Here is a 21,633-nt window from a genome sequence, read left to right as displayed (position 1 = left end):
TATTGGGCTTATAAAGATGGGTCAGACAGCCAGTCCACAAAGTTTTCTTTGACCTCAGGGGCATGTGTATGGATGACTGTGAACGCTTCCTGAATTTTTTTCTTCCGCACATGTTCTTTCGCTATACCGATTACGACATCATTTTTGCAGTATAAGAGTCGTAACTTAGATAGGTTTCCACGACCGATTCCTGGATTCCATTCAATGAATTTTTGTTTATGTAATTCTCGGACGATTTTCTTCGCATAACGAGTTGTAATTTTCCACTCATCTGCTAGACGCTTTAAAGGAACTTCAACTAATTCTTCAGCTGAGAAAAGATCGCATAGCTGCAAATAATATGTTCCGTATTTCATCACGGCACCTCCTCGAAAAAGGGGAACAACTCCCAACAAAATTTTCACTTTTTTCCATATTCTACTTTCCATTATACTTTAAAATATCAAAAAAGTCAGAAAAAGATGGGGTTGTTTCAATGAAAACATATTTTTTAAAGCGGATCTTGTATTTACTCATCACTTTATTCGTCATTGCTTCTGCAACGTTTTTCTTGATGAAACTGATGCCAGGTTCACCTTTAAGCAATCAGGCGAAGTTGACTGCTGAACAAGAGGCGATCATTCTTGAAAAATATAATCTGAATGATCCTGTTCCTTTGCAGTATGTGAAGTACATGACAAATCTTGTGCAGGGAGATCTCGGTATTTCTTTTCAATTTGAAGGGAGAAAAGTCACCGATTTGATCGTTCAAAGAATCGGCCCTTCTGCTCAGCTTGGATTCCAGTCGATGATCTTCGGCAGTTTGATTGGGATGGTCCTCGGAATCATTGCAGCAGTCCGGCATAATTCCTATTTAGACTACTCGTCGACCTTATTGTCAGTAATCGGTATCTCCATTCCAAGTTTCGTTTTTGCGGGCTTACTTCAATACTATGTAGGAGTTAAACTACAATGGCTACCAGTGGCGTTTTGGGAAGGTTTCGAGTATACGCTTCTCCCTACAATAGCGCTGATGATCTTTCCGATGGCAGTAACAGCGAGATTCATGAGGACGGAACTTTTGGAAGTGTTGGGTCAGGATTATATTGTGTTGGCAAAGGCGAAAGGGATCAGTTCAGCTAACGTAGTTGTGTTCCATGCAGTTCGTAATGCGCTTATCCCGCTCATTACCGTTCTTGGGCCAATGCTGGTTGGAATTATGACAGGAACCCTTGTCATTGAACGGATTTTTTCTGTACCGGGACTTGGGGAACAGTTTGTACGATCGATTACTATGAACGATTACCCGGTAATTATGGGTACCACATTGTTCTATTCCTTTTTATTCATAGCAATGATCTTGATTGTGGATTTTGCATATGGATTGATAGACCCAAGGATTAGACTTGGGGATAAAAGCTAATCATTTTTAGGGGCTTCCAAAAGTAAACCAGACCCTCATGTAAATAGGCGAGTCAGGCACTTATTGGAAAGCCCCTCTTATTAACCCTGAGCTTGTTCAGCTTGTAGGTTTTCCTCGTCAGAAACGTGTTGGACAAGATCCCCATCTCGTTCTTCGTCTACACCAGGGTGTTCGGTGTGTTCTTCGATTTCTTTTATATAAGGGTGCTCGATTTCCATCAATCGTTTTTTCTTGTTATTCATTTTCATCACTCCTTATTATGATTAGCATTCCCCTCTAGATGGTACTTCTGATACTGGTAGATCAAATCCTCAGAGTACAAATATTACCTGTTATAGAGTGAAATGGTTCCAAGCCACAATAATAAAGGAACGAAATAATGATGAACGGAGAACTTGAAATGAGACGAAACTTTCTAATGGTTGTTGTTTGTGGACTGTTCACGAGTCTTTTTCCAATGGAAGAGATCTATGCTAAAGGAATCAAAGTTGAGAATCTGCCATCGATTTTCGATGATGGTACTCATTTGCCGGAAAGGATTGAGTGGAAGACATGGGAAGAAACAGATGCGATTTTTCCGAGAAAAAGTACCTTTGAAGTTGTTGACATGGAAACAGGATTGTTTTTCACAGTACAAAGGAGGGCTGGGGAACATCATGCCGATGTCCAACCGCTTACTAAAACAGATACTGCAATCATGAAACAGATTTATGATGGAAAATGGAGCTGGAAACGGAGAGCAATCTTCATTCGAAACGGTTCAGAGATGATCCCAGCCTCTATGCATGGGATGCCTCATGGTGCAGGCGCGTTGGCAAATAATTTTCCAGGTCATTTCTGCATTCATCTTCCGAACAGTACAACACATAAATCCAAGAAAGAAGATCCATCACATCAACTGATGATATTAAAAGCTTCAGGAAAACTGGACAGTTATATTGAAAAAGCGACAAGCGATGAATTGGCAACCATTTTCATCCATGCTGTCAATCAGGAGGATTTTAAGATCATCAACCAAACAGTTAGCCATCCTGTTAAAAAGAGCAAGGTGGAAAAGTTATTCTTTGTACATCCAAATAAACCATTATCCGAAAAAGAACCCTCCACTTTACTTGTGACCGAATACTCCGTTGAAGTATTGACAAGTGGTAGAAGAGGGCTGGATAAACATTATGCTGTCATGAGGTTAGAAAGAGATAGTTTGACGAGTCGCTGGACTGTGGATATTGATACTTTGCTTAAAGATGAAAAGTAATCGGCGGGTCACCAGGTTAAGACAAAGCTTAATGCGATGAAACCGAATGTAAAAAGGAAAACCGCCAAAATTGAACAGATCAACGTAAAAGACCACCACGGGATTGAACTCATCAGCTTTTCTTCCACAGTGAAAAATACGGATGCTAAATGGTCACGGAACCTCGTTTCCTCTGCTTCTTCACGTAACGTTTCTTTTTCCTTCTCTACTAATCGAAAAAGAACACCAGGGCTTGCCGCAACTAGCGTACCAATAACCCAAAAACCAATCGGAAAAATCCATCCCATAGCCATATATCCTCCAATACAATCGTCTTTCGATTAGTATGTACGGAATGGATTTTTTCATAATAAACGGTTTTACTCTCTATTACCTTCTTGTCTCGAAGGAGGCTTAGCTTTTGTACAAATACAGCGTTGATTGGGACAGAGGACGGCGGAATTCTCTTTCTGGTGTCCCAAAACAGCTCAATTCTGGACACGCTCATTCCCGACACTAACGCCATAATAAATCAATACACAAAAAAAGACCGACCCTAAAGTCAGCCTGATATTTAAAGAACCGGAGAAAACAATCTACTGAAAGATTCTTTCGTCCTGAGGAACAGCCCCCGTTTTTTATGGGTTTCCATATTCACTTCCAAACTGTCATTAAGATCCTCTTCATACTGTGAAACGAGTGTTTCAATTGTCGGGGTGCGGAACATGAACACATTGACTTCAAAATTAAGATGGAAGCTACGTAAGTCTACGTTCGCTGTTCCAAGAGTAGCATAATTCCCATCGACGATGATCGTTTTTTGATGGTGGAATCCCTTCTGATACAAATAAATTTTAACCCCATACCGCAAAAGCTCACTGAAATAGGAACGCGTTGCATATTGCGTTAAAAAGCTATCGTTCGTCTCAGGAACCATCAATCTGACATCGATTCCCTTAATAGCGGCGATGAGAAGGGCGGTACGAATCTCCTTACTCGGTATGAAATAAGGTGTTGTGATCCATACAGATTGTTGCGCAAAAGTGATCATGCTGTAGTATAAATAGCTCATCACGCCTTGGGAAGTGTCGGGTCCACTCGGAACGACCTGGACTCCGCCGCTTTCTTCACTAGCGTCCATCGCCAAATAGCGTTCTACAAATAACGATTCATCATTGACATAACTCCAATCCAGAAGAAAGACACGTTGCAAATCCCGTAACGCTTCCCCTTTTACAATGAGATGGGTGTCACGCCAGTATCCGAATTTCTCGTCTTTTCCCAGATATTCATTCCCTACATTCAACCCTCCCACAAAACCGATATGATTATCGATAACCACGATTTTCCGGTGGTTCCTGAAATTGAATTTTTGATTGAAAAATCCTTTCCTGATCGGAAGGAAGCTATGAACCTGTACCCCAGCCTCTTTCATCCGGGAGACATCACGATCTGAAATCTTGAGGCTACCGATCCCGTCATAAATGAAGCGGACTTCAACTCCATCAGCAGCTTTCTCACACAAGACATCTATGATCTGTCTTCCGATCTCATCTGAACGAAAAATATAATATTCCATATGGATGTAATCTTTCGCATTCCTCAGTTCAGATAACAAACGGGGGAATTTTTCATCACCATTACGAAGTACTTCTGTATAGGAATGAAAACTGATGGTCTGATCACTTAGAGTAGTGATCAGTTTGGAGAATTCCCTTTCTGATTCATGCAGGTGTGTCCATCTTTCAGAGGTTTTGTTTTCAATCTGCATCTTTTGAGCTTGTTTGTAGTTATCCAACCGTTTTTCCTTGAATAAATGCCCTTTTACTTCAAGCTGACCTGAATAAATGAAAAAAATGTACCCAATGATCGGGATGAAGAGAATCGCATACATCCATAAGAGGGTTTTATATGGAGAACGGTTTTCAAGCATCAACACATAACAGACCGATAATGCGATACTCAGATAAACGATCCCAGCCATAAGTTTAAGGTCTGCCGGCTGCTTTGCCGATATGATGATTCCGACACAAATGATCATGATAAGGCATAAAAAAAATTGTCTGATACGTTTCATTAAAACTTTCCTCTCAAAGTGAATATTCTTTATAGTACCCTTAAAAATACGTGTAGAAACGATGAGGTTAAAAGAAGATAGAAGATAACCGATATTAATTGTATAATAAAAACATAATTAACATTTAAAAGAAAGACTGTTTTCGAAAAACTTTGTTGCTCTTGAAAGTCGTTGATTTCCGCTCCAGGATGCTCGCTTTCCGCGGGGCGTGCGGGGAGCCCACTCGTCACCTTGCGACATTGAATGGTCTCACCTGTCCCGCTGATCCCGCAGGAGTCTCGCACCTTGCTCTCCAATCAACTTGCACAAGGTGAGTTACTAAAAATGACTCAAAAGCAACATCTTTTAGAAAACAACCAAAAGAAAATATTGATATGTACTCGGTCAGAACAGATTTAGACATGGGGGATGTCTAATGAATCAAAAATGCCTTCAAGTAGGAAAGCGAATAAAAGCGGATATCTATTCAAAAAAAGGGGTTCTTCTGTTGAAAGAAGGGACTCTATTGAAACATGGCCAAATTGAGATGTTGAAAAAATATGATTGGTACTTTGATGGAGAGCGTGCATCTGCCTTTAAAGTTGATCCGGTATCACCTGAACACTTAATTAGCTCTACCAATACGTATATTCAGGAATTGTATAATCAAACGGTAATGAGAATCCGGGAATTCTTCTCTGATGTGCTTTTAGGGAAGGACACGAATACGAAGACGATGTTTGATCAGTTTTCCGTTATATTGGAAGAAGTTTTGAAAGATGAAGAACAGGCTGTGTCCCTTATTTATGAAGTCAAGGATTATGATGAAGTAACGTATCGTCATAGTGTGAATGTCGGATTGGTTGCAAGCTTGATCGGTAAGGTATTGAATTTGCCTTCTGAAGAAATTTTGCTGCTGGGTAAAATGGGTGTCCTCCATGATATCGGAAAGATGAAAGTGCACCAATCAATTGTACAAAAACCAGAACGTCTCAATGATGAAGAATATGAAGCAATCAAATTACATACTACATACGGATATGAACTACTTTGTAGCATCCCTCATCTAGAAAAGATGGTCCCGCTCGGCGCACTGGCCCATCACGAACGTTTGAATGGGACAGGTTACCCCGAAGGCCGTACGGCAGATGAAATACCGTTTTTGATTCAAGTTCTATCGATTGCTGATATCTATGATGCGATTTGTACAGAACGGAGTTACCATAAAGGAAAGTCCACTTTTATAGCCATCGAACAATTGAGTAAAGAAGCTGAGGCAGGAAAGATAAACCGAACAGTCGTTAAAGAATTTGTACGGTACTTGATGAAGCTTTATGTGGGGAAGAGGGTCGTCCTTAATACAGGTGAAGAAGGCATCGTCGCTTTCATTCCATTTACAGAACCACAACGACCGCTTCTCAAAGCACGTTCAGGGTATCTTGATCTTCAGAAAGTGACGACGTTATCGATCGTAGACTTTGCTGGGGAAAGGATATAAAACAGGCTGACACTTTTGTGTCAGCCTGTTTTGCACTTGAAGAAAGTATAAAAGATTGTTCCGTTGACGTAATGTCTAGCTCCATCCCAACCACTTGGATCATTTCAGACCTCCTGTGGCGGCGACACATTGATTTCCATCTGAAGCGTAAGCCCAAGCAGAACCAAGTCATTGTTTGGTTCGAGCCTCTTCGTTGGACTTCCAGTGACCTTCGTGGCTGAACGGGCGATTACGCTTTTCTTTATGCTTCGTTTTTCTCCCATATCACACTTGCACAATACTTGATGATATCCCTGCGCCGGATGATCCCGATGAAATGTCCATCGTCATCCGTAATTGGAATGAAGTTCTGATCAGTAGCCAGTGTAATCAGATCTACCATATTCGCATTGATGGAAATCGGAATGTTTTTGACTCGCATAGGTACATCTTTCAATTTGATCTTTTGTACTTCATCATAATCCTCTTCTGCATCAAGATCTTCTTTCAGCTTCCATAGAAGATCTCCTTCTGTCAAAGTGCCTGAATATTTACCTTCATCATCAACAAGCGGGACAGATGTATATTTGTGATAAGACATCTTTTCTAATGCTTGCCGAATGGTCGACTCAGGATTCAAATATTTCACTTCACTTTTCGGCAGTAAGTAAAAGCCAATATTCATATGACTCTTCCTTTCAAACAGAACTCCATATACAGTATAGTATAAATTCTTCTGAATTGATAATGTGAAGCTATGAATAGTCAAAATAATGCATACACAATTTTACGAGAGTTTAAATTTGTGCCTATATTTGATATACTTAATAAGGTTAACTAAACGTATAGATTGTTAGGTGTAGTTTAATGGATAATCGACAGCAATTGATAGGGGAACTGGAGAAAAGTTTCCGTACGACATTCCGGATGTTCCGGAAAGAAATTAACAATCTTTTCGGTGATGAATGTACATCCACTGAATTTACTTACTTGAAATTCATCATGGGAAAGAATGAAGTCATGAGTTCAATGCTTTCTCAAGAATTCAATGTGGCTACAAGTCATATAACGGCGGTCACGGATCGACTTGTTAAACGGGATTTAGTCAGAAGGAAACGAGCCGAAAATGATCGTAGAGTGATTTACCTCAGTCTTACCGACAAAGGGGAGGAGCTCGTGAATTTCCTTGAGAAGAAAAAGCATACGTATATGGAAGAAAAGTTCAAGAACCTATCAGATGATGAAATGAAAACCCTGGTAGAGCTTTTTTCGAAAATAACGGCGTCTTCTTGAAAAATTCTAACAACGATTTTTTGGCATACAATTTTAATAACCTATATGATAGTGTATTCAAAAATTATGAAAACATGGGTAAGCACCAGGTTTTCTTTTTCGGACAATAATTCATGAAGTGAACTATTCATCTAATGAAAGTTAGGGGAAACGAAATATGGAACATTTACCAATCAAACAAAAAATAACGATTATGGTAGCGGTCTTGGCCTCAATGTTATTTGCTGCGCTGAACCAGACGATCGTAGGCACAGCGTTGCCGATCATTGTTTCTGACCTAGGTGGTATGAACTATTTTAGTTGGATCTTTACGATTTATATGCTGGCCTCAAGCGTAACGGCGATCCTGGTAGGAAGATTGTCTGATATGTATGGTCGGAAACCGTTCATACTGATCGGTCTTGGTTTGTTCATTGTGGCTAGTTTCTTCTGTGGAACAGCCGATACGATGGTGGAACTCATCCTTTATAGAGGCTTTCAAGGTTTAGCCGGCGGGATGATCTTTTCAACAGCCTTCGCTTCGATCGGTGATTTGTTTTCACCACGTGAGCGTGGCCGCTGGCAGGGATTGATGGCCGCAGTTTTCGGACTTTCAAGCGTGTTCGGTCCAACGCTCGGCGGTTACATCGTCGATCATTTTGCATGGAAATGGATTTTCTGGATCTTCCTCCCTGTTGGATTTGTCGCGTTCATTTTGATCATGCGATTATTTCCGAGTGTGCCGCGTAAAGAACATGGAAGAATTGATTATTTCGGATCAGTCTTTCTTGCGGCGACGATTATTCCGATGTTGCTTGCATTCTCATGGGCTGGCAACCAGTATGCCTGGGGTTCCTTCCAGGTAAACGGGTTATTTGCGCTCTCCATCGTGGCTTTACTGGCATTTTTATATACAGAACGGAAGGTAACCAATCCTGTCCTGCCATTGAGTCTATTCGGCAATAGTGTCTTTACGATATCCAATATCATCGGCCTTTTGATTGGAATGGCGATGTTCGGGGCAATCATGTATATGCCATTTTTCATTCAAGGCGTGATTGGGACATCAGCGACGAAAACCGGATTCATCATGATGTCGATGATGCTCAGTATGGTCCTATCAAGTACGATTGTCGGTCAATTGATCACCAAAACTGGTAAATATAAAAAAATGGCTATCTTCGGGCTTACAATGATGGGAATCGGAATCTTCTCGCTAACAACGTTGAACACCGATAGTACCAATATCGATGCAATTTATCGCCTGATGATCATCGGCCTTGGTTTGGGCTGCAGTTTTCCGATTTTCAACATTACAATCCAGAATGCGGTCGCTTATAAATATCTAGGTGTCGCAACCTCTTCTGTACAGTTGTTCCGACAGCTCGGAGGTACCATTGGTGTATCTGTAATGGGTGCCATTATGAATATGATCATGAGCGCTAAGATGGATACAACCACAACCAAATCAGGATTACAAAGTGGCATGGAAAAAGCAGCCGACCCAAAAGTACTAATGGACCCCGAACAACTTCAGACATTCAAAGAACAAGTGCCGGCTGAACAGGAGGACATGTTGAATCAGGTCATCAGTGCAATGCGCAATACATTAAGTGATGCTTTAGGCGGCGCATTCCTATTCGGCGTTTTCACAATGGTTCTGGCAGTGATCCTCGTATTGTTTTTGAAAGAAGTGAGGTTGAAGACATCCAATCAGGAAGATGAGGATGAAGAAAATATCATTCAGGTGGAAGAGAAGAAACGTTCAACCGTATAAATCATGTGGGGCTGACATCATGTCATCCCCTTTTTTTACACATAAAAGAAAGTACAAATACTTTCTTCAGTATCAGCGCAACTAAGGCTCAGCCAACACTAAGGCTGGGCTTTGCCAAGTTTTCTTTCCGATTTCGAAAATATCATTTTATAATTCGAATTTCCCTGTTTTTCCTCCAAAAACACAGGAAAGTTGACGATAATAACAGTAGAGCAGGTATCGTATAGAAATAACTGACGCTTAGCAATCCCCAAATCGAGCAAATGGCAATACAGATTGCGAATTTCCGGGTTTGATAATCAACAAGGTTCAAGCAAAAATAAGCGGCGAATGACGCGAGGACACCAGAGAAACTCCCGATGATCGCACTATCCATCTCTTGGACGGATTCGAAGATATACTCGAACAATACGAAATAGAGGCAAGAGGAGAAGAATCCAATCAAGCTGCCAATGAACACAAGTTTATACTCGACATCTCTAGTTGGTTTGCTCAAAATACGTTTGCGCGGCTTTTCCAAAAACCTCTTCAAATAACCACCCCAAATGTTAGGAACAAGAATTTGTTTTTCTGTGATGTTGTTATTTCTTGATGCCAATTTGAAATTCCTTCTTGAAAACCGAAAATGGAAATTTTTTCTGTTATCCGTTTTAATAACAATTTTAGAGAGCACCTTACGTTTTCATTTCCATGATTGATTTTCATGATAAAATACTAATATTTAAGAATGTGGCGTCTTATGCAAAATTACAATTAAATAAGTAATTGGGTGGAGGAAAGGGATGATGGGATGATCGATCTGAATACAACAAAAACGAAAAAAGCATTAGAGAAAATCAGTCTAGAACTGATGATCGGCATTATTGCTGCTTTGGCATTACTAGGGGTTTTCGCCAAACTAACCGATGAACTTCTGGAAAATGAATTGAAGGGATTTGACACGTTTATTTCGAATATTGTCTATAACCTTCAAACACCCTGGCTGACAGATATCATGATTTTCATGACCCATGCAGGGGATACGTATACATATGTGTTTTTGGTGATAATCGTCCTTATTATTCTCTTAAGGAAGAGTCTTAAATGGGAGGCGCTTGTTCTGCTGATCACCATTCTTGGCTCGTGGGGGATGAATACGTTTCTAAAAGGTTCCTTTGAAAGGGAAAGACCAAGATTGGAACACCTGGTAGAAGTAGGCGGCTACAGCTTTCCGAGTGGTCATGCGATGGTTTCGATCGCTGCTTATGGGATTATGGCGCATTTATTGATTCAGTATTTGCGCAAGAGTGGGAAGCCGTATTGGCCTATCGTCCTGTTGGCAGGATTATGGATTTTTCTGATTGGTTTTTCTAGAATCTATTTACATGTCCACTATCCTAGTGATGTGATTGCTGGTTTTTCAGCAGGGGGAGTTTGGCTTTTGGCTTGCATGTATGCCCTATCATTATTGAATCGATCCGGTGGACACAGAAAGGTGAATTGATGACAATGGAAGCATTTCCGGAATTGAGTACAGATCGATTGCATTTGAAAGAAATTAAAGACGAACACGCAGGAATTCTATTTGATCTTTTTACAAATAAAGAGGTCTTGAAATATTATGGATCAGATCCGATGGATAATATTTCTGAAGCACAGGAATTGATTCAAAAATTCCGTGTCGGCTTGAAGCATAATACGGTCATCCGTTGGGGGATATTCTTGAAATCAGAGGGAAAGCTCATTGGGACATGTGGTTTTCATAATTGGAACCACCGCTATTACAGAGCCGAAATCGGTTATGAGCTATCTCCGGAATATTGGGGCCAAGCGTATATGAGAGAAGCGCTTGAAGCCATTACTGAGTATGGATTCAACGAACTGAACCTCCATCGGGTAGGGGCACTGATCTCCCCTCATAATAATGCTTCCTTAAGTTTGATCGAAAAATTAGGCTTTGAAAGAGAAGGTATTTTGAAGGATTATGCCTATAGTGGCAAAGGCTTCATCGATCTGACGATGTATGCGAAAATCAAAACTTAATTAGAACGAATGGGACTGGTCTAACCTACTACATGATGGAAGGCCAGTTTTTTATGTAATTTTGTTGCGGAAAGCGAGTATATTTCCAAACTCCAAAACAACAATCTATGCTTAAAACAGCATTTCAATATACGTTCAATAGATTGGGTGAAATTTCATGGAAGATCTAAAATCAGATGTTTTGGATCATCAAAAAAGGGAAATTTCTTCCTAGTAGGACATTTGAATTAGGGGAGTGATGAGTTGAGTACATGGAAAACACAATTAATTCAAACGGATCGTGGAACATTTGAAATTTTTACTAAAGGTGATGGAATCCCGGTATGTATCACCCATCTTTATTCAGAATTCAATGAAACCGGGGACCATTTTGCAAATATATTCTCAACACGATATCAGGCTATTTTGGTGAACCTGCGTGGTACGGGTCGTTCAACTGGGTATAAAAACATCGATGAACTTTCGATGTTTGAGACGGTTAAAGACCTCGAGGCTGTGAAGGAGGCGCTTGGATTTAAAAAGTGGGCTTTCGCAGGCCACTCAACTGGCGGTATGCTCGGTCTCCTTTACGGATTGGAGTTTCCAGATTCAATAGACCGTTTGATTGTTGTCGGAAGTGCAGCGAGTGGTGATTATGCCTCGAAAAAGAGAAGTATCTACAACTCGGAACATCCAAAGTTTAATAAAATGCAAGAATTGATAAGTCGATTGAAATCCAATTGCTTGCACCCTGATGAACGCAAGTTGCTTTCACGTGAACGGACGAAGCTTTCATTGAATGAACCAGAAAAGTATGAAAGTTATTTTTCAGCAGATATTTTTAAAAAGATGGCGGCATCCCGATTAGACTACTTTGGCGAGTATGATTTTCCGAATTTTGATTTGAGAGATAAGTTGAAGGATATCAAGGTTCCTACGTTGATTATTTGTGGTGAACACGATGTGCAATGTCCGATCGAATGTTCAGAAGAAATAGATGAAGGACTGAAAGGTTCCACATTTTTACGATTCCAGTATAGCAACCATTATCCTTTCTTAGAAGAACAAGAGAGATTCCAGCTTGCTGTCCGGGCGTTTTTAGCATGACACGATAAAAATAGAAGGCTGTTTTCGGAAACTTTGTTACTCTTGCACTTAAAGAAAGTATAAAATACTTTCTTCAGTATAAGGGCAACTAAGGCTCGACCTACAAAAGGCTTGGTCTCGCCAAGTTTTCTTTAAAAGTCGTTGATTTCCGCTCCAGGATGCTCGCTTTCCGCGGGGCGTGCACTCTCGCCTTGCAACATTGATGGTCTCACCTGTCCCCCTGATCCCGCAGGACAAGGAAAGCTTCAGCAGCGTTACATCGCCCGAAGAAAATGCGATTTTCATTTTGGAGGATTCCCGCACCTTGCTCTCCAATCAAGTTGCACAAGGTGGTTCTTTTCAAAAATAACTCAAAAACAACAATCTTTAAGAAAAGAGCCGAATAGAAAAAGGTAACGAAGTGTGAACAGAGTAGAAACAGAAGTGCACAGGTGGTAAGATGGATTCGATAGTTGAAAAGAAAGGATCGAACCTCTTATGCGGAAATATATAATCATCTGTTTCGTGATCTTATTCACAATATTGTACAACCCATCATTTTCTAATGCCCATTCGTCTCTTCAAGGGACGTCTCCTGAAGATGGAGAAACCGTGAAGCATCCGCTGGACATCATTACATTCAAGTTCAGTTCTGAAATAAAAGAAGGTAGTAAATTCACACTTACTAATCAAGATGGAAAATCTATTGAAATACAATCAATCGATCTAAAGGATAATGTCATGCTCGGTCAGCTTTCCGAGCCTCTGCCAACTGGAACGTATACCGTTTCTTATAAGATCATTTCGCAAGATTCACACGTTGTGGAGGACGATTTCACTTTTTCAGTAGAAACAGAAGAATCGACCGAAAACACGGATGAAAATCCATCAACAGGTGAAGACCAGGAGCCGTCTGAAAAAAATCAGCCAGATGAAAAGGCAGCTGATAACGAAACGCCTAAAGGCAAAGTAGAAAATGGTCTTTCACCAGTAGTCATTGGAATTGCTGCTATCACGATCGTCTGTGGTGTTGGGGTCATTTGGTGGCTCTTAAGGAAGAAGGCAGTAAAATGATCATATTTTTCAAAGGTATTTTGTACGTAGCATTTTCACTGCTCATAGGCGGTATGCTACTTGAGTCGATTCCAAAAAAACACAAGCCGAAAGTGGCCGTTTCAAAAGAGCTGTTACTATGGGTCATTGCATCCATCCCGATCCTTATGTTCATCCAGCTCTTACAAATCATCCAGTATCTGTCTGAAAGTATTGGGTATCTGGAGACATTCACTTCGGTTCTATTTACCTTCAGTATCGGGAAAGCCTGGCTAGCAAGCCTTTTGATCGCAGGTGTGCTATTCCTGCTCGTCTATAAAAACAACCTGAAAGACATGACGTTTTATGCGAGACTTGGTTTGTTCTTAAGTATTGTACTGGCTAGTTCATATTCATTTGCAAGTCATGCCGCCTCTCTTTACCCTGTTATCGGGTTCATTGCGCACTTCTTACATGTGGCAGCAATTGCTGGATGGATCGGCGTTCTTCTTTACGTTGCTTGGAGCTCTGAGCGCGATTCGGACTGGGCTCCATTTCTGAACTGGTTTACACCATTTTCTATTGGCGCTGTACTGATTTTGACCGGAGGCGGGCTATTGATGAATGAAATCGTAGCCCCGCAATATGTGGATTCATGGATTTTGCCATATGGGCAGGCGTTAGTGATCAAACATTTGTTGTTAATCCCTGTACTCATATATGCATGTGTGCACGGTTTTTATCTGAAAAAAATGATTCGCCGGAAAGGAAGTCAGCATGTAAAACGTTCGCTCCAGGGTGAAGCGATTCTTGTGATTTTCGTATTTTCGGTGACCGCATATTTGTCCCAGCAGGTACCTCCCCATGAAGTCTGGCGGACGATGCTTCAGGAGCAGCCTTCTCCGTTATTCTTGTATTTTTTCGATGGTACGATCGATCCGAAGTCAGTGATTTCTTTCTCCATGACGAATGGAGTGCTGCTATGGGCTTTAGGGGGAATTGTCATGCTGCTGGTAACTTTGTTTAGCATCATCAGGCAATTTCCAGTGATCGTAAGCGTTGTGCTTGGTCTAGGCACTTCTGGCTTGTTTTATCTTGCCCTGATGTCAGGTGTTGTTTAAAGTACAACTATAGTCGTAGAAATTGTAGAAAAATCATACATCCTATTGATGAGATGGATTTCATTCCTTTATCGGACGTCGTAACATGTCGTTTTGAATATACTTGAGATGAATACTACTATAAAGGCGTGGTTTTAATGAATATCTTAGTAATCAATGGCAGTCCAATGGAAAAATCGAGGACACGTGGAATCGCAAAGATTGTAAAAGAATTGTTAGAGGAAAAGGGAGTTACGGTAAGCTACTATGATCTCGGAACGGATAAGCTCCCGCTGTTTCCTGGTGATCAAGACAATGATGAACATGAATCCCTACAGAAGCTTTACCGAGCAGCTCAAGAGGCTGAAGGGTTCTTTATCACATCTCCAGAATATCATAATGGAATGAGCGGGGTATTGAAAAACGCATTAGATTTCCTCGGCGGAAGCCATTTTAAGCATAAACCTGCGGCTATTGCTGCAGCTTCTGGTGGAAGCAAGGGAGGCATCAACGCATTGAACAATATGAGGACTGTCCTAAGAGGACTTTACGCAATCGTACTCCCGGATCAATTCGTTTCAGATCCTTATTGTTATGATGCAGAATATTCGCTGGTTGATCGTGAAGCAGTAGAGCGGTTGCAGACGATTACCGACCTCCTTGTTGATTTGACAGAAAAACTTGATGTTAAGCAGGAACAGAACATCCAATAGCAAAATATATAAGTGTGGTTCAAAATGTAAGTAAATCCGTCTTTTTATGGTAGGCATAAATCGGCGGATTTTCATATGTCTGATGGAAGAAATGGAGAGGGGACCATGTCGAGAGTCCATACGCTGAAAGTAATCGCAGAAACGTTGAATCAATCCAATGACTTGAAGGAAATGCTTCAATCCGTATTGGAAAAACTCCTTGAAGTGACGGGGTTATCCACAGGATGGATCTTTCTAACAAGCAAAGAACCGACTTATACATTCGTCGCAGATGTCAACTTGCCGCCAGCTTTGTCCTGGGAAGGGAAAAAGCCGATGTGTGAGGGTGGTTGTTGGTGTTTGGATAAGGTTTGGGATGGCCGTTTGCAGAAGGCGGTCAATATCATCAATTGCAAACGTATTGAAGATGCGATCGATTACGATTGGGGAGATACGAAGGGGATTACACATCATGCAACAGTCCCGCTCATTGCTGGCGGTGAGAAATTCGGGTTATTGAATGTGGCTGAACCAGGGAAAAATGAGTTTACAGAAGACGAGTTGGATCTGCTGCAGTCTGTGTCATTTCAAATCGGAACAGCGATCAAAAGGACGAAATTGTATGAAGCCCAGCAAAAAAAGGCGGAGCAATATGCGAAACTTGATGAAATCAGCCGCTCGATATGGAAAATGAATGATATCCATCACCTGCCTCAATGCACGGTCGAAAATATCGGTCGATTGTTCAACCTGGATGCACTGGTTTTTTTCATAAGAGAGGAAAATATTCTTGCCTTACGAGGGACTTATTTTCAAAATGTATCTCAAAAAATACATAAACGTTTCCCGATTGCTCCTGATGGTGATCTAACAGCAACACTTTCCAATCAGACCGTCCAACAGGAACTAAGTCACTACGGAATATCAATGGAAAAGTCTTTTCTCATACCGTTATTGATAGGGGAAGAGTGGATTGGTTGTCTCATCGGTCATCAAAATTCAGAACAATCGGAAGAGATTGATCAAGATGTACTTCGTGCCCTGGGAGATCACCTTTCACTCGTCTTGGAAAAAGCACGTCTGTTCGAAAAAAGCCGTGAATTGGCATTGATTGAAGAACGGAATCGTTTAGCCCGAGATTTACATGACTCTGTGAACCAAAAACTGTTTTCCTTAAGTTTGACTGCGCGGGGATTGAAAGAATATGTAAAACAGTTATCTGATAATGAAATGGTTACTGAGTCGTTGAGTGAAATGCAAGCTTTATCCCAAGAAGTTGTAGGAGAAATGAGGACGATGATCTGGCAGTTGAAGCCTGCTGGTTTGGAAGAAGGGGTGATTGTTTCCCTCAAAAAATACGGCGAATCATTAGGACTGAATGTGACCGAAGAAATCAAAGGAGTCGGGAATATACCGAGAATGATTGAAGAAACATTGTGGCGTGTCGGTCAGGAAGCGTTGAATAATGTCCATAAGCATGCGAGGACACAGGATGTCCATCTGTTTTTAAGCAGGAAAAAAGATGAAGTTATCCTCCGCGTCCAAGATGAAGGCTGTGGGTTTACTATACGTGATGATCACGAAAGCTGGTCATTCGGCCTCTCAAGTATGAAAGAGCGGACGGAAATCATGGGCGGTACGATGAAAATCGAAAGCAAGCCTGAAGAAGGGACGACAGTCGCAGTACGTTTTCAAATCAAGCAGGAAAGAGGGGGTTATGATGGGGATTAAAGTATTGTTAGTGGATGACCATCTCATGGTATTGAAGGGCTTGCGGTTCTTTCTCGGAACCCAATCTGAAATCGATCTGGTAGGAGAGGCGTCGAACGGTGAAGAGGCGATCCGTCAGGTTAAAGCGCTACAGCCTGATGTCGTATTGATGGATTTGACAATGCCAGTGATGGATGGAATTGAAGCGACAAAACGAATTAAAAATGAGCACCCGAACATGAAAATCATTGTCCTGACTAGTTTTTCAGATCAAGATCATGTCGTTCCTGCACTACAGGCTGGAGCAGATGGATACCAACTAAAAGATATTGAGCCGGATGAACTCGTAAAATCGATCAAAGCGGTATATGCTGGTGAAACACACCTGCATCCAACTGCCACCTCGCAACTGCTGAGCCATGTTTCAAATGGAACCAAGACGAACGAAGCAGAAAAAAGCTTCAACCAGCTGACTGCCAGGGAAAAAGATGTGCTTCGCCAGATCACACTTGGACGCAACAACAAAGAAATATCCACTGAGCTGTTCATAACTGAAAAAACAGTAAAAACCCATGTGAGCAATATTCTCGGCAAGTTAGGCTTGCATGATCGGACCCAAGCCGCCATTTTAGCGATGAAGAACAAGTGGTTCGATGCTTGAGGCATTTTAACATTAGGAGTGCCTTATGATAGAATACCAACAAACGTTAGAGGACGGTGATTGGATAATGGAACAAAAACTGAGGGAACAGTTTGATGGTCTGCTAACCAAATATACTGATTTGCTTTTAGGCGAAACGGATGATGAATTGAAAGAGAAGGTGCAGATGTGGGCGTTGTATACGTATATGTCAAAATCGATGCCCCCTCTGGTAAAGCACTGGAATGAACAATATCCAGATGCGAAAGAAGGTATGAAAGAACTCATCCAGGAAATTCGGGAGCGGAACGAACAATATCGGAATGAGCAGAATAATTAATTTAAAGAAGAGGGTTGTCCAAAAAGTGTCTGACACTTTTCTTAGGACAGCCCTCTTTTAATCTTTACATTTAAAGAAAGTATAAATACTTTCTTCAATATAAGGGCAACTAAGGCTAAGCCTGCGCTAAGGCTTGGCTTAGCCAAGTTTTCTTTATTGCATTGTCGTGCCTCCGCCAGGGAGTTGGTTTTTGTAACCCGAAAACTGTTGGTAATCCTGTTGAAGCTTTTGAGGCTGCGCTTGTTCAAATGTGTACCAGCCTTTTTGGAACATCACATTAAACAGGTTGCGCTGGCAATCTTGCGTCTCTTTCGCAATCGAGGAAATATCTTGATAAAGCGCTTGATGACTCGCTTCATTCATTGCAGTTGAATATGCGTCTGTCATATATTTTTCAGTTGCCAACACGTCATTGATAAAATCACGGTCATTCATTTCAGGCGTTTTCGGGACATTTGATTCTGGATTTTGAATATTCATCTTACACCCTCCTTATTGCGTCATGTTCTGGTTTTGAGTCTGATCGTTCAAATGGCTTTGAAGATGCTGCAAAAGCTGATCATAGTGGCGCGTATGCATTTGAGCAGCCTGTTGAATCGCAGCTTTGACTTCCTGGTCCTGACACTGCTTAGCAAAATAGCTGCATTTTTTTGCAGCAAGCAGGTTCCAGCTCATCATGTCTGTAATGTATAGCTGATCTTTTCCAGTTATGACACGCGGGGGCTGTGGCATAAACCCTTGTTGGTTCTGAGGGTGTTGTTGATGTTGTGGCATTGGGTTCCCTCCTCATTTTTACATTATGTCGAGGATAGGTTTCCACAATGACCGATACTTATTCAAAGGCTCTTTTCTAAAAGATGTTGCTTTTGAGTTATTTTTTAAAAATCACCTTGTGCAAGTTGATTGAAGAGCAAGGTGCGAGACTCCTCGAAAAAGAAATCACATTTTCTTCGTGCGATGTAACGCTGCCGAAGCTTTCCTTGTCCTGTGGGATCAGCGTGCCTACTACCTGAATAATCTCCTCGCAAGGCATGCGACGAGAAAGCTCGCTTCGACAGGACTTTCTTGTAGACGCAGGAGCACAGCAAGGCGACGAGTGGGCTCACCGCACGCCCCGCGGAAAGCGAGCATCCTGGAGCGGAAATCAACGACTTTCAAGACCAACAATGTTTGCGAAAACAACCTATACAAATGATGGGTATCACGAATTAACGAGTTCATCCAGACGTTCATAAGCTTCATCGACATCAAATGAACTATACCAGCGGTGATTATCAGCATCCAAAATCCTGTAATGTTTACTAATCAAATTTTGCTGCAACTTGAAACCATTCTCCTGCTTTACATCCTTCCACCATACTCTACCGCCCATTGTCTGTTCTTTCGGTCGATCAATCCCCTGGTGAGCGAGAATTTCTGCGATTTCAACAGGGTCTCCGCCTAATGCTGTTTTCAATATTTCACTGTTCCGGAACAGAGCCGCCACTGCTGCTACTGTCGTCCAGTTCGCATGTGTCCTTTGCTTTTCAATTTGTAAAAGTGTTTTTTTAGAAATCCCCAATGTGGATGCCATTTTATCCTGGGTGTATCCATGTTCGATACGGATTAGCTTCAATTTGGAAGACACGATTTCAATCATCTGATCCATATTCATTTGGTATTTTTCTCTCCTAAAATGGTTTTGTGTAATTTTACACCTTTTCAAGAATAATTACAATTTTAAAGTAGAAAAAATTAAATTTTGAAAAAAGTAAAAATGTTGTCGAAAAAATGTTAAAATACTGTTGGGTTTAGTCAAAACAGTTTTAGTTCATATATAGTGTACAACCTTTTGTATCCGTTTTCAGTATAGGGGGATTTTTTATGGAAAAGATATTGAAAAATTTCTTTTTGTTCATGGGTAAAAATAAAGTGGCGACAAAGATGGCGAAGAAATACGGTCTCCGATTTGGGGCAGGACGTTTTGTCGCTGGTGCCTCATTACAAAGTTCCTTGAATGTCATCCAAAAGCTTAATCAAGAAGGGCTATACGTTACCATCGATCACCTTGGTGAATTTGTCGATAATGAGCATGAAGCAAAAGAGATGACAGATCACTGTATCGAAGCGATCGAATCGATAGCGAAAGAAAATCTGAACTCACAGCTATCGTTGAAATTGACTTCAATGGGATTAGATATCAGTCGTGAATTGGTTTTAAAAAACATGAAGCGGATAATGGAAGCCGCGGATAAGAATGATGTTTTCGTCACGATCGATATGGAGGACGAAGCGCGCTGCCAGGCTACACTTGATATCTTTAAAGAATTGAAAACACAATATGAAAATATCGGCACTGTATTGCAGTCTTATCTATATAGAACAGTTGAAGATATTCAAGATCTCGATTCACTAAGCCCTAACTTGCGGCTGGTTAAGGGTGCTTATAAGGAATCTCCTTCTGTCGCTTTTCCAGAGAAAAAAGATGTGGATGAGAATTTCAAGAAAATCATCAAAATGCATCTATTGAACGGAAACTATACTGCAATCGCCACTCATGACGATGAAATCATCTCTTATACGAAAGAAATTGTAAAAGAGCATAACATTCCGAATGATCAATTTGAGTTCCAAATGCTATTCGGAATCCGGATCGATGCTCAACGACAACTGCGGGATGAAGGGTATAAAATGCGTGTCTATGTCCCGTACGGAAATGACTGGTATGGCTACTTCATGCGACGTCTTGCAGAACGACCAGCAAACGTAGCATTCGTATTGAAAGGTGTACTCGGAAAATAAAATTTGTGGAAACAGGCGTATGACGTCTGTTTCTTTTTTTTGCTTTGGCTTGATGTTGATTTAGGACAACTTCGGACAGCAGCAAGCAAAAAAGCAGTGCCCCTGTCCCAAAAAGAGCGGAATCGGGACAACAGATAGAGAATAAAATGTAGCACTATCTTAAAAACAGTAATACCAAGAAGGTTGAACACTACTGCTGTAAAAAATAAATAACACAACCTCCACCCAAACCAGCATATTATGAAAAAAATAAAGGGAATTCGCAACGGGTTTGTCGAACATTGATTTAAGAAGAGTCATTTTATAGTTTTCGAGGAGGGATGAACGTGTCCGTTTTTGATGAAGGCAGAAAAGAATTGATGGCAACAATTGATGAAATTCCAGATGAACAAGGTCAAGCTCGTATTTCAATTGATTCATGGTCTGTTTTAGAGGTATTGGAACACTTAGTTTTGATTGAACATGTCATTACCAAGCAAAGTGAATACTTGATCTGTCATGGAGAAGACACAGAAACGCCCGACCACCCAGTATATCGTTCGGCAAAAAGGTATCCCGTTGTGGATGCACCTGAGTATGTACGACCCATCGGACGTTATAAATCAAAGGATGAAGCAAAAATTGCCCTGCAACAATCAAGAAATAAGCTCATTCAGGTGTTAGAAGAAGTAGATGATCCTTCATTGCTTGAGAAAAGAGCTTTTTCACACCCGATTTTCGGGCCAATGAAGTTATCGCAGTGGATCGATTTCATTGGCTATCACGAAAGACGGCACACCGATCAAATCAAAGAAATCCTTAAAATGCATCGTCCATCGGCTTGAAGTACTTGTAGAATAAAAATAAGACGCAATCATAAAAATTTTCTGAAATTTGTGTTGCGTAATGGGTCAAAATTTCTTATAGTATTTATAGAGGAGGTTCAAAAAGTCACCAAATAATGAACGGCGAATTTCGGCGTTACTCGGTTTTACCGGTCCTCACGTATTATATTATACGCTCCGGTCCTCAAAAACCATCGTGCCTAGAACTT

At 41.0% G+C, this 21,633-nt stretch carries 28 protein-coding genes; 18 read left to right on the top strand and 10 right to left on the bottom strand.

Translation table 11 applies throughout. The features are described from left to right. Window positions 1-8: 8 nt before the first annotated feature. Complete coding sequence (locus tag ACTWQL_RS02130; RefSeq protein ID WP_443140779.1) at window positions 9-356, bottom strand: SgrR family transcriptional regulator; 348 nt, start codon at window positions 354-356, stop codon at window positions 9-11. 119 nt (window positions 357-475) lie between these two features. Here ACTWQL_RS02130 and opp3b point away from each other — a divergent pair, with 119 nt between their 5' ends. After that, window positions 476-1,402, top strand: a complete 927-nt coding sequence (gene opp3b / locus ACTWQL_RS02125) for an oligopeptide ABC transporter permease (protein WP_443140778.1) — start codon at window positions 476-478, stop codon at window positions 1,400-1,402. Between the two features lie 80 nt (window positions 1,403-1,482). Here the strand turns inward: opp3b and ACTWQL_RS02120 are convergent, their stop codons facing one another. Next, window positions 1,483-1,644: a hypothetical protein gene (locus ACTWQL_RS02120; protein WP_443140777.1), complete on the bottom strand. Its 162-nt coding sequence runs from the start codon at window positions 1,642-1,644 to the stop codon at window positions 1,483-1,485. Between the two features lie 137 nt (window positions 1,645-1,781). Here ACTWQL_RS02120 and ACTWQL_RS02115 point away from each other — a divergent pair, with 137 nt between their 5' ends. Beyond that, the gene (locus ACTWQL_RS02115; RefSeq protein ID WP_443140776.1) at window positions 1,782-2,657 is read left to right on the top strand and encodes a hypothetical protein; all 876 of its coding nucleotides are present in this window, start codon (window positions 1,782-1,784) and stop codon (window positions 2,655-2,657) included. Between the two features lie 8 nt (window positions 2,658-2,665). Here the strand turns inward: ACTWQL_RS02115 and ACTWQL_RS02110 are convergent, their stop codons facing one another. Together ACTWQL_RS02110 and cls are read right to left on the bottom strand one after the other, a co-directional pair. Then, window positions 2,666-2,950: a hypothetical protein gene (locus ACTWQL_RS02110; protein WP_443140775.1), complete on the bottom strand. Its 285-nt coding sequence runs from the start codon at window positions 2,948-2,950 to the stop codon at window positions 2,666-2,668. Window positions 2,951-3,210: 260 nt separating this feature from the next. After that, window positions 3,211-4,713 carry a cardiolipin synthase gene (gene cls / locus ACTWQL_RS02105; protein ID WP_443140774.1) on the bottom strand — a complete coding sequence of 501 codons (1,503 nt, stop codon included), beginning with the start codon at window positions 4,711-4,713 and terminating at the stop codon, window positions 3,211-3,213. 243 nt (window positions 4,714-4,956) lie between these two features. Here cls and ACTWQL_RS02100 point away from each other — a divergent pair, with 243 nt between their 5' ends. Together ACTWQL_RS02100 and ACTWQL_RS02095 are read left to right on the top strand one after the other, a co-directional pair. Continuing rightward, window positions 4,957-5,112: a hypothetical protein gene (locus tag ACTWQL_RS02100; RefSeq protein ID WP_443140773.1), complete on the top strand. Its 156-nt coding sequence runs from the start codon at window positions 4,957-4,959 to the stop codon at window positions 5,110-5,112. A gap of 16 nt (window positions 5,113-5,128) precedes the next feature. Further along, window positions 5,129-6,190 (top strand): HD-GYP domain-containing protein, encoded by a 1,062-nt coding sequence (locus ACTWQL_RS02095; RefSeq protein WP_443140772.1) that lies wholly within the window; start codon window positions 5,129-5,131, stop codon window positions 6,188-6,190. Between the two features lie 241 nt (window positions 6,191-6,431). Here ACTWQL_RS02095 and ACTWQL_RS02090 read toward each other — a convergent pair whose 3' ends face one another. Continuing rightward, window positions 6,432-6,854 carry a CBS domain-containing protein gene (locus ACTWQL_RS02090; protein WP_443140771.1) on the bottom strand — a complete coding sequence of 141 codons (423 nt, stop codon included), beginning with the start codon at window positions 6,852-6,854 and terminating at the stop codon, window positions 6,432-6,434. Window positions 6,855-7,036: 182 nt separating this feature from the next. On the opposite strand from ACTWQL_RS02090, the gene ACTWQL_RS02085 reads away from it, so the two are divergent. Together ACTWQL_RS02085 and ACTWQL_RS02080 are read left to right on the top strand one after the other, a co-directional pair. Beyond that, window positions 7,037-7,462 (top strand): MarR family winged helix-turn-helix transcriptional regulator, encoded by a 426-nt coding sequence (locus ACTWQL_RS02085; RefSeq protein WP_443140770.1) that lies wholly within the window; start codon window positions 7,037-7,039, stop codon window positions 7,460-7,462. 157 nt (window positions 7,463-7,619) lie between these two features. Further along, complete coding sequence (locus ACTWQL_RS02080; RefSeq protein WP_443140769.1) at window positions 7,620-9,218, top strand: DHA2 family efflux MFS transporter permease subunit; 1,599 nt, start codon at window positions 7,620-7,622, stop codon at window positions 9,216-9,218. Between the two features lie 142 nt (window positions 9,219-9,360). On the opposite strand, the gene ACTWQL_RS02075 is transcribed toward ACTWQL_RS02080, so the two are convergent. Next, window positions 9,361-9,816, bottom strand: coding sequence for a hypothetical protein (locus ACTWQL_RS02075; protein WP_221566729.1), 456 nt, complete (start codon window positions 9,814-9,816; stop codon window positions 9,361-9,363). A gap of 192 nt (window positions 9,817-10,008) precedes the next feature. Between ACTWQL_RS02075 and ACTWQL_RS02070 the strand changes: the two genes are divergently transcribed. The 10 genes from ACTWQL_RS02070 to ACTWQL_RS02025 all read left to right on the top strand — a co-directional run bounded on the left by ACTWQL_RS02070 (window position 10,009) and on the right by ACTWQL_RS02025 (window position 17,819). Beyond that, on the top strand, window positions 10,009-10,701 hold the full coding sequence (locus ACTWQL_RS02070) for a phosphatase PAP2 family protein (RefSeq protein ID WP_443140768.1): 693 nt from the start codon (window positions 10,009-10,011) through the stop codon (window positions 10,699-10,701). Between the two features lie 5 nt (window positions 10,702-10,706). After that, on the top strand, window positions 10,707-11,240 hold the full coding sequence (locus tag ACTWQL_RS02065; protein WP_443140767.1) for a GNAT family N-acetyltransferase: 534 nt from the start codon (window positions 10,707-10,709) through the stop codon (window positions 11,238-11,240). Window positions 11,241-11,483: 243 nt separating this feature from the next. Further along, on the top strand, window positions 11,484-12,326 hold the full coding sequence (locus tag ACTWQL_RS02060; protein ID WP_443140766.1) for an alpha/beta fold hydrolase: 843 nt from the start codon (window positions 11,484-11,486) through the stop codon (window positions 12,324-12,326). Window positions 12,327-12,528: 202 nt separating this feature from the next. After that, complete coding sequence (locus tag ACTWQL_RS02055) at window positions 12,529-12,675, top strand: hypothetical protein (protein ID WP_443140765.1); 147 nt, start codon at window positions 12,529-12,531, stop codon at window positions 12,673-12,675. Between the two features lie 128 nt (window positions 12,676-12,803). After that, entirely contained in the window at window positions 12,804-13,379 is a 576-nt protein-coding gene (locus ACTWQL_RS02050; RefSeq protein ID WP_443140764.1) for a copper resistance CopC family protein, read from the top strand. After that, window positions 13,376-14,458 carry a copper resistance D family protein gene (locus ACTWQL_RS02045; protein WP_443140763.1) on the top strand — a complete coding sequence of 361 codons (1,083 nt, stop codon included), beginning with the start codon at window positions 13,376-13,378 and terminating at the stop codon, window positions 14,456-14,458. The genes ACTWQL_RS02050 and ACTWQL_RS02045 overlap by 4 nt, the downstream gene beginning before the upstream one ends. A 137-nt stretch (window positions 14,459-14,595) precedes the next feature. Next, complete coding sequence (locus ACTWQL_RS02040; RefSeq protein WP_443140762.1) at window positions 14,596-15,150, top strand: NADPH-dependent FMN reductase; 555 nt, start codon at window positions 14,596-14,598, stop codon at window positions 15,148-15,150. A 105-nt stretch (window positions 15,151-15,255) separates the two neighbouring features. Next, a complete protein-coding gene (locus ACTWQL_RS02035; RefSeq protein ID WP_443140761.1) occupies window positions 15,256-16,860 on the top strand; it encodes a sensor histidine kinase in 1,605 nt (534 codons plus the stop codon). Beyond that, window positions 16,850-17,500 (top strand): response regulator, encoded by a 651-nt coding sequence (locus tag ACTWQL_RS02030; RefSeq protein ID WP_443140760.1) that lies wholly within the window; start codon window positions 16,850-16,852, stop codon window positions 17,498-17,500. The genes ACTWQL_RS02035 and ACTWQL_RS02030 overlap by 11 nt, the downstream gene beginning before the upstream one ends. A 67-nt stretch (window positions 17,501-17,567) precedes the next feature. Then, window positions 17,568-17,819 carry a YusU family protein gene (locus tag ACTWQL_RS02025; protein ID WP_443141445.1) on the top strand — a complete coding sequence of 84 codons (252 nt, stop codon included), beginning with the start codon at window positions 17,568-17,570 and terminating at the stop codon, window positions 17,817-17,819. A gap of 153 nt (window positions 17,820-17,972) precedes the next feature. Here ACTWQL_RS02025 and ACTWQL_RS02020 read toward each other — a convergent pair whose 3' ends face one another. The 4 genes from ACTWQL_RS02020 to ACTWQL_RS02005 form a co-directional block, all read right to left on the bottom strand. After that, window positions 17,973-18,299, bottom strand: a complete 327-nt coding sequence (locus ACTWQL_RS02020) for a spore coat protein (protein ID WP_443140759.1) — start codon at window positions 18,297-18,299, stop codon at window positions 17,973-17,975. Window positions 18,300-18,311: 12 nt separating this feature from the next. Beyond that, window positions 18,312-18,593 (bottom strand): hypothetical protein, encoded by a 282-nt coding sequence (locus ACTWQL_RS02015; RefSeq protein WP_443140758.1) that lies wholly within the window; start codon window positions 18,591-18,593, stop codon window positions 18,312-18,314. Between the two features lie 97 nt (window positions 18,594-18,690). Beyond that, window positions 18,691-18,852 carry a hypothetical protein gene (locus ACTWQL_RS02010; protein ID WP_443140757.1) on the bottom strand — a complete coding sequence of 54 codons (162 nt, stop codon included), beginning with the start codon at window positions 18,850-18,852 and terminating at the stop codon, window positions 18,691-18,693. A 168-nt stretch (window positions 18,853-19,020) separates the two neighbouring features. Next, on the bottom strand, window positions 19,021-19,473 hold the full coding sequence (locus tag ACTWQL_RS02005; RefSeq protein ID WP_443140756.1) for a helix-turn-helix domain-containing protein: 453 nt from the start codon (window positions 19,471-19,473) through the stop codon (window positions 19,021-19,023). 209 nt (window positions 19,474-19,682) lie between these two features. Between ACTWQL_RS02005 and ACTWQL_RS02000 the strand changes: the two genes are divergently transcribed. Both ACTWQL_RS02000 and ACTWQL_RS01995 read left to right on the top strand, forming a co-directional pair. After that, window positions 19,683-20,600 (top strand): proline dehydrogenase family protein, encoded by a 918-nt coding sequence (locus ACTWQL_RS02000; RefSeq protein WP_443140755.1) that lies wholly within the window; start codon window positions 19,683-19,685, stop codon window positions 20,598-20,600. Between the two features lie 326 nt (window positions 20,601-20,926). Further along, entirely contained in the window at window positions 20,927-21,424 is a 498-nt protein-coding gene (locus tag ACTWQL_RS01995) for a DinB family protein (RefSeq protein ID WP_443140754.1), read from the top strand. Window positions 21,425-21,633: the final 209 nt, after the last annotated feature.

The sequence above is a fragment of the Pseudalkalibacillus sp. R45 genome, assembly GCF_052246725.1.
Taxonomy (GTDB): Bacteria; Bacillota; Bacilli; order Bacillales; family Fictibacillaceae; genus Pseudalkalibacillus.
Note: the sequence above shows the minus strand (reverse complement) of the source record. Positions and strands in the feature narration are given on the sequence as shown.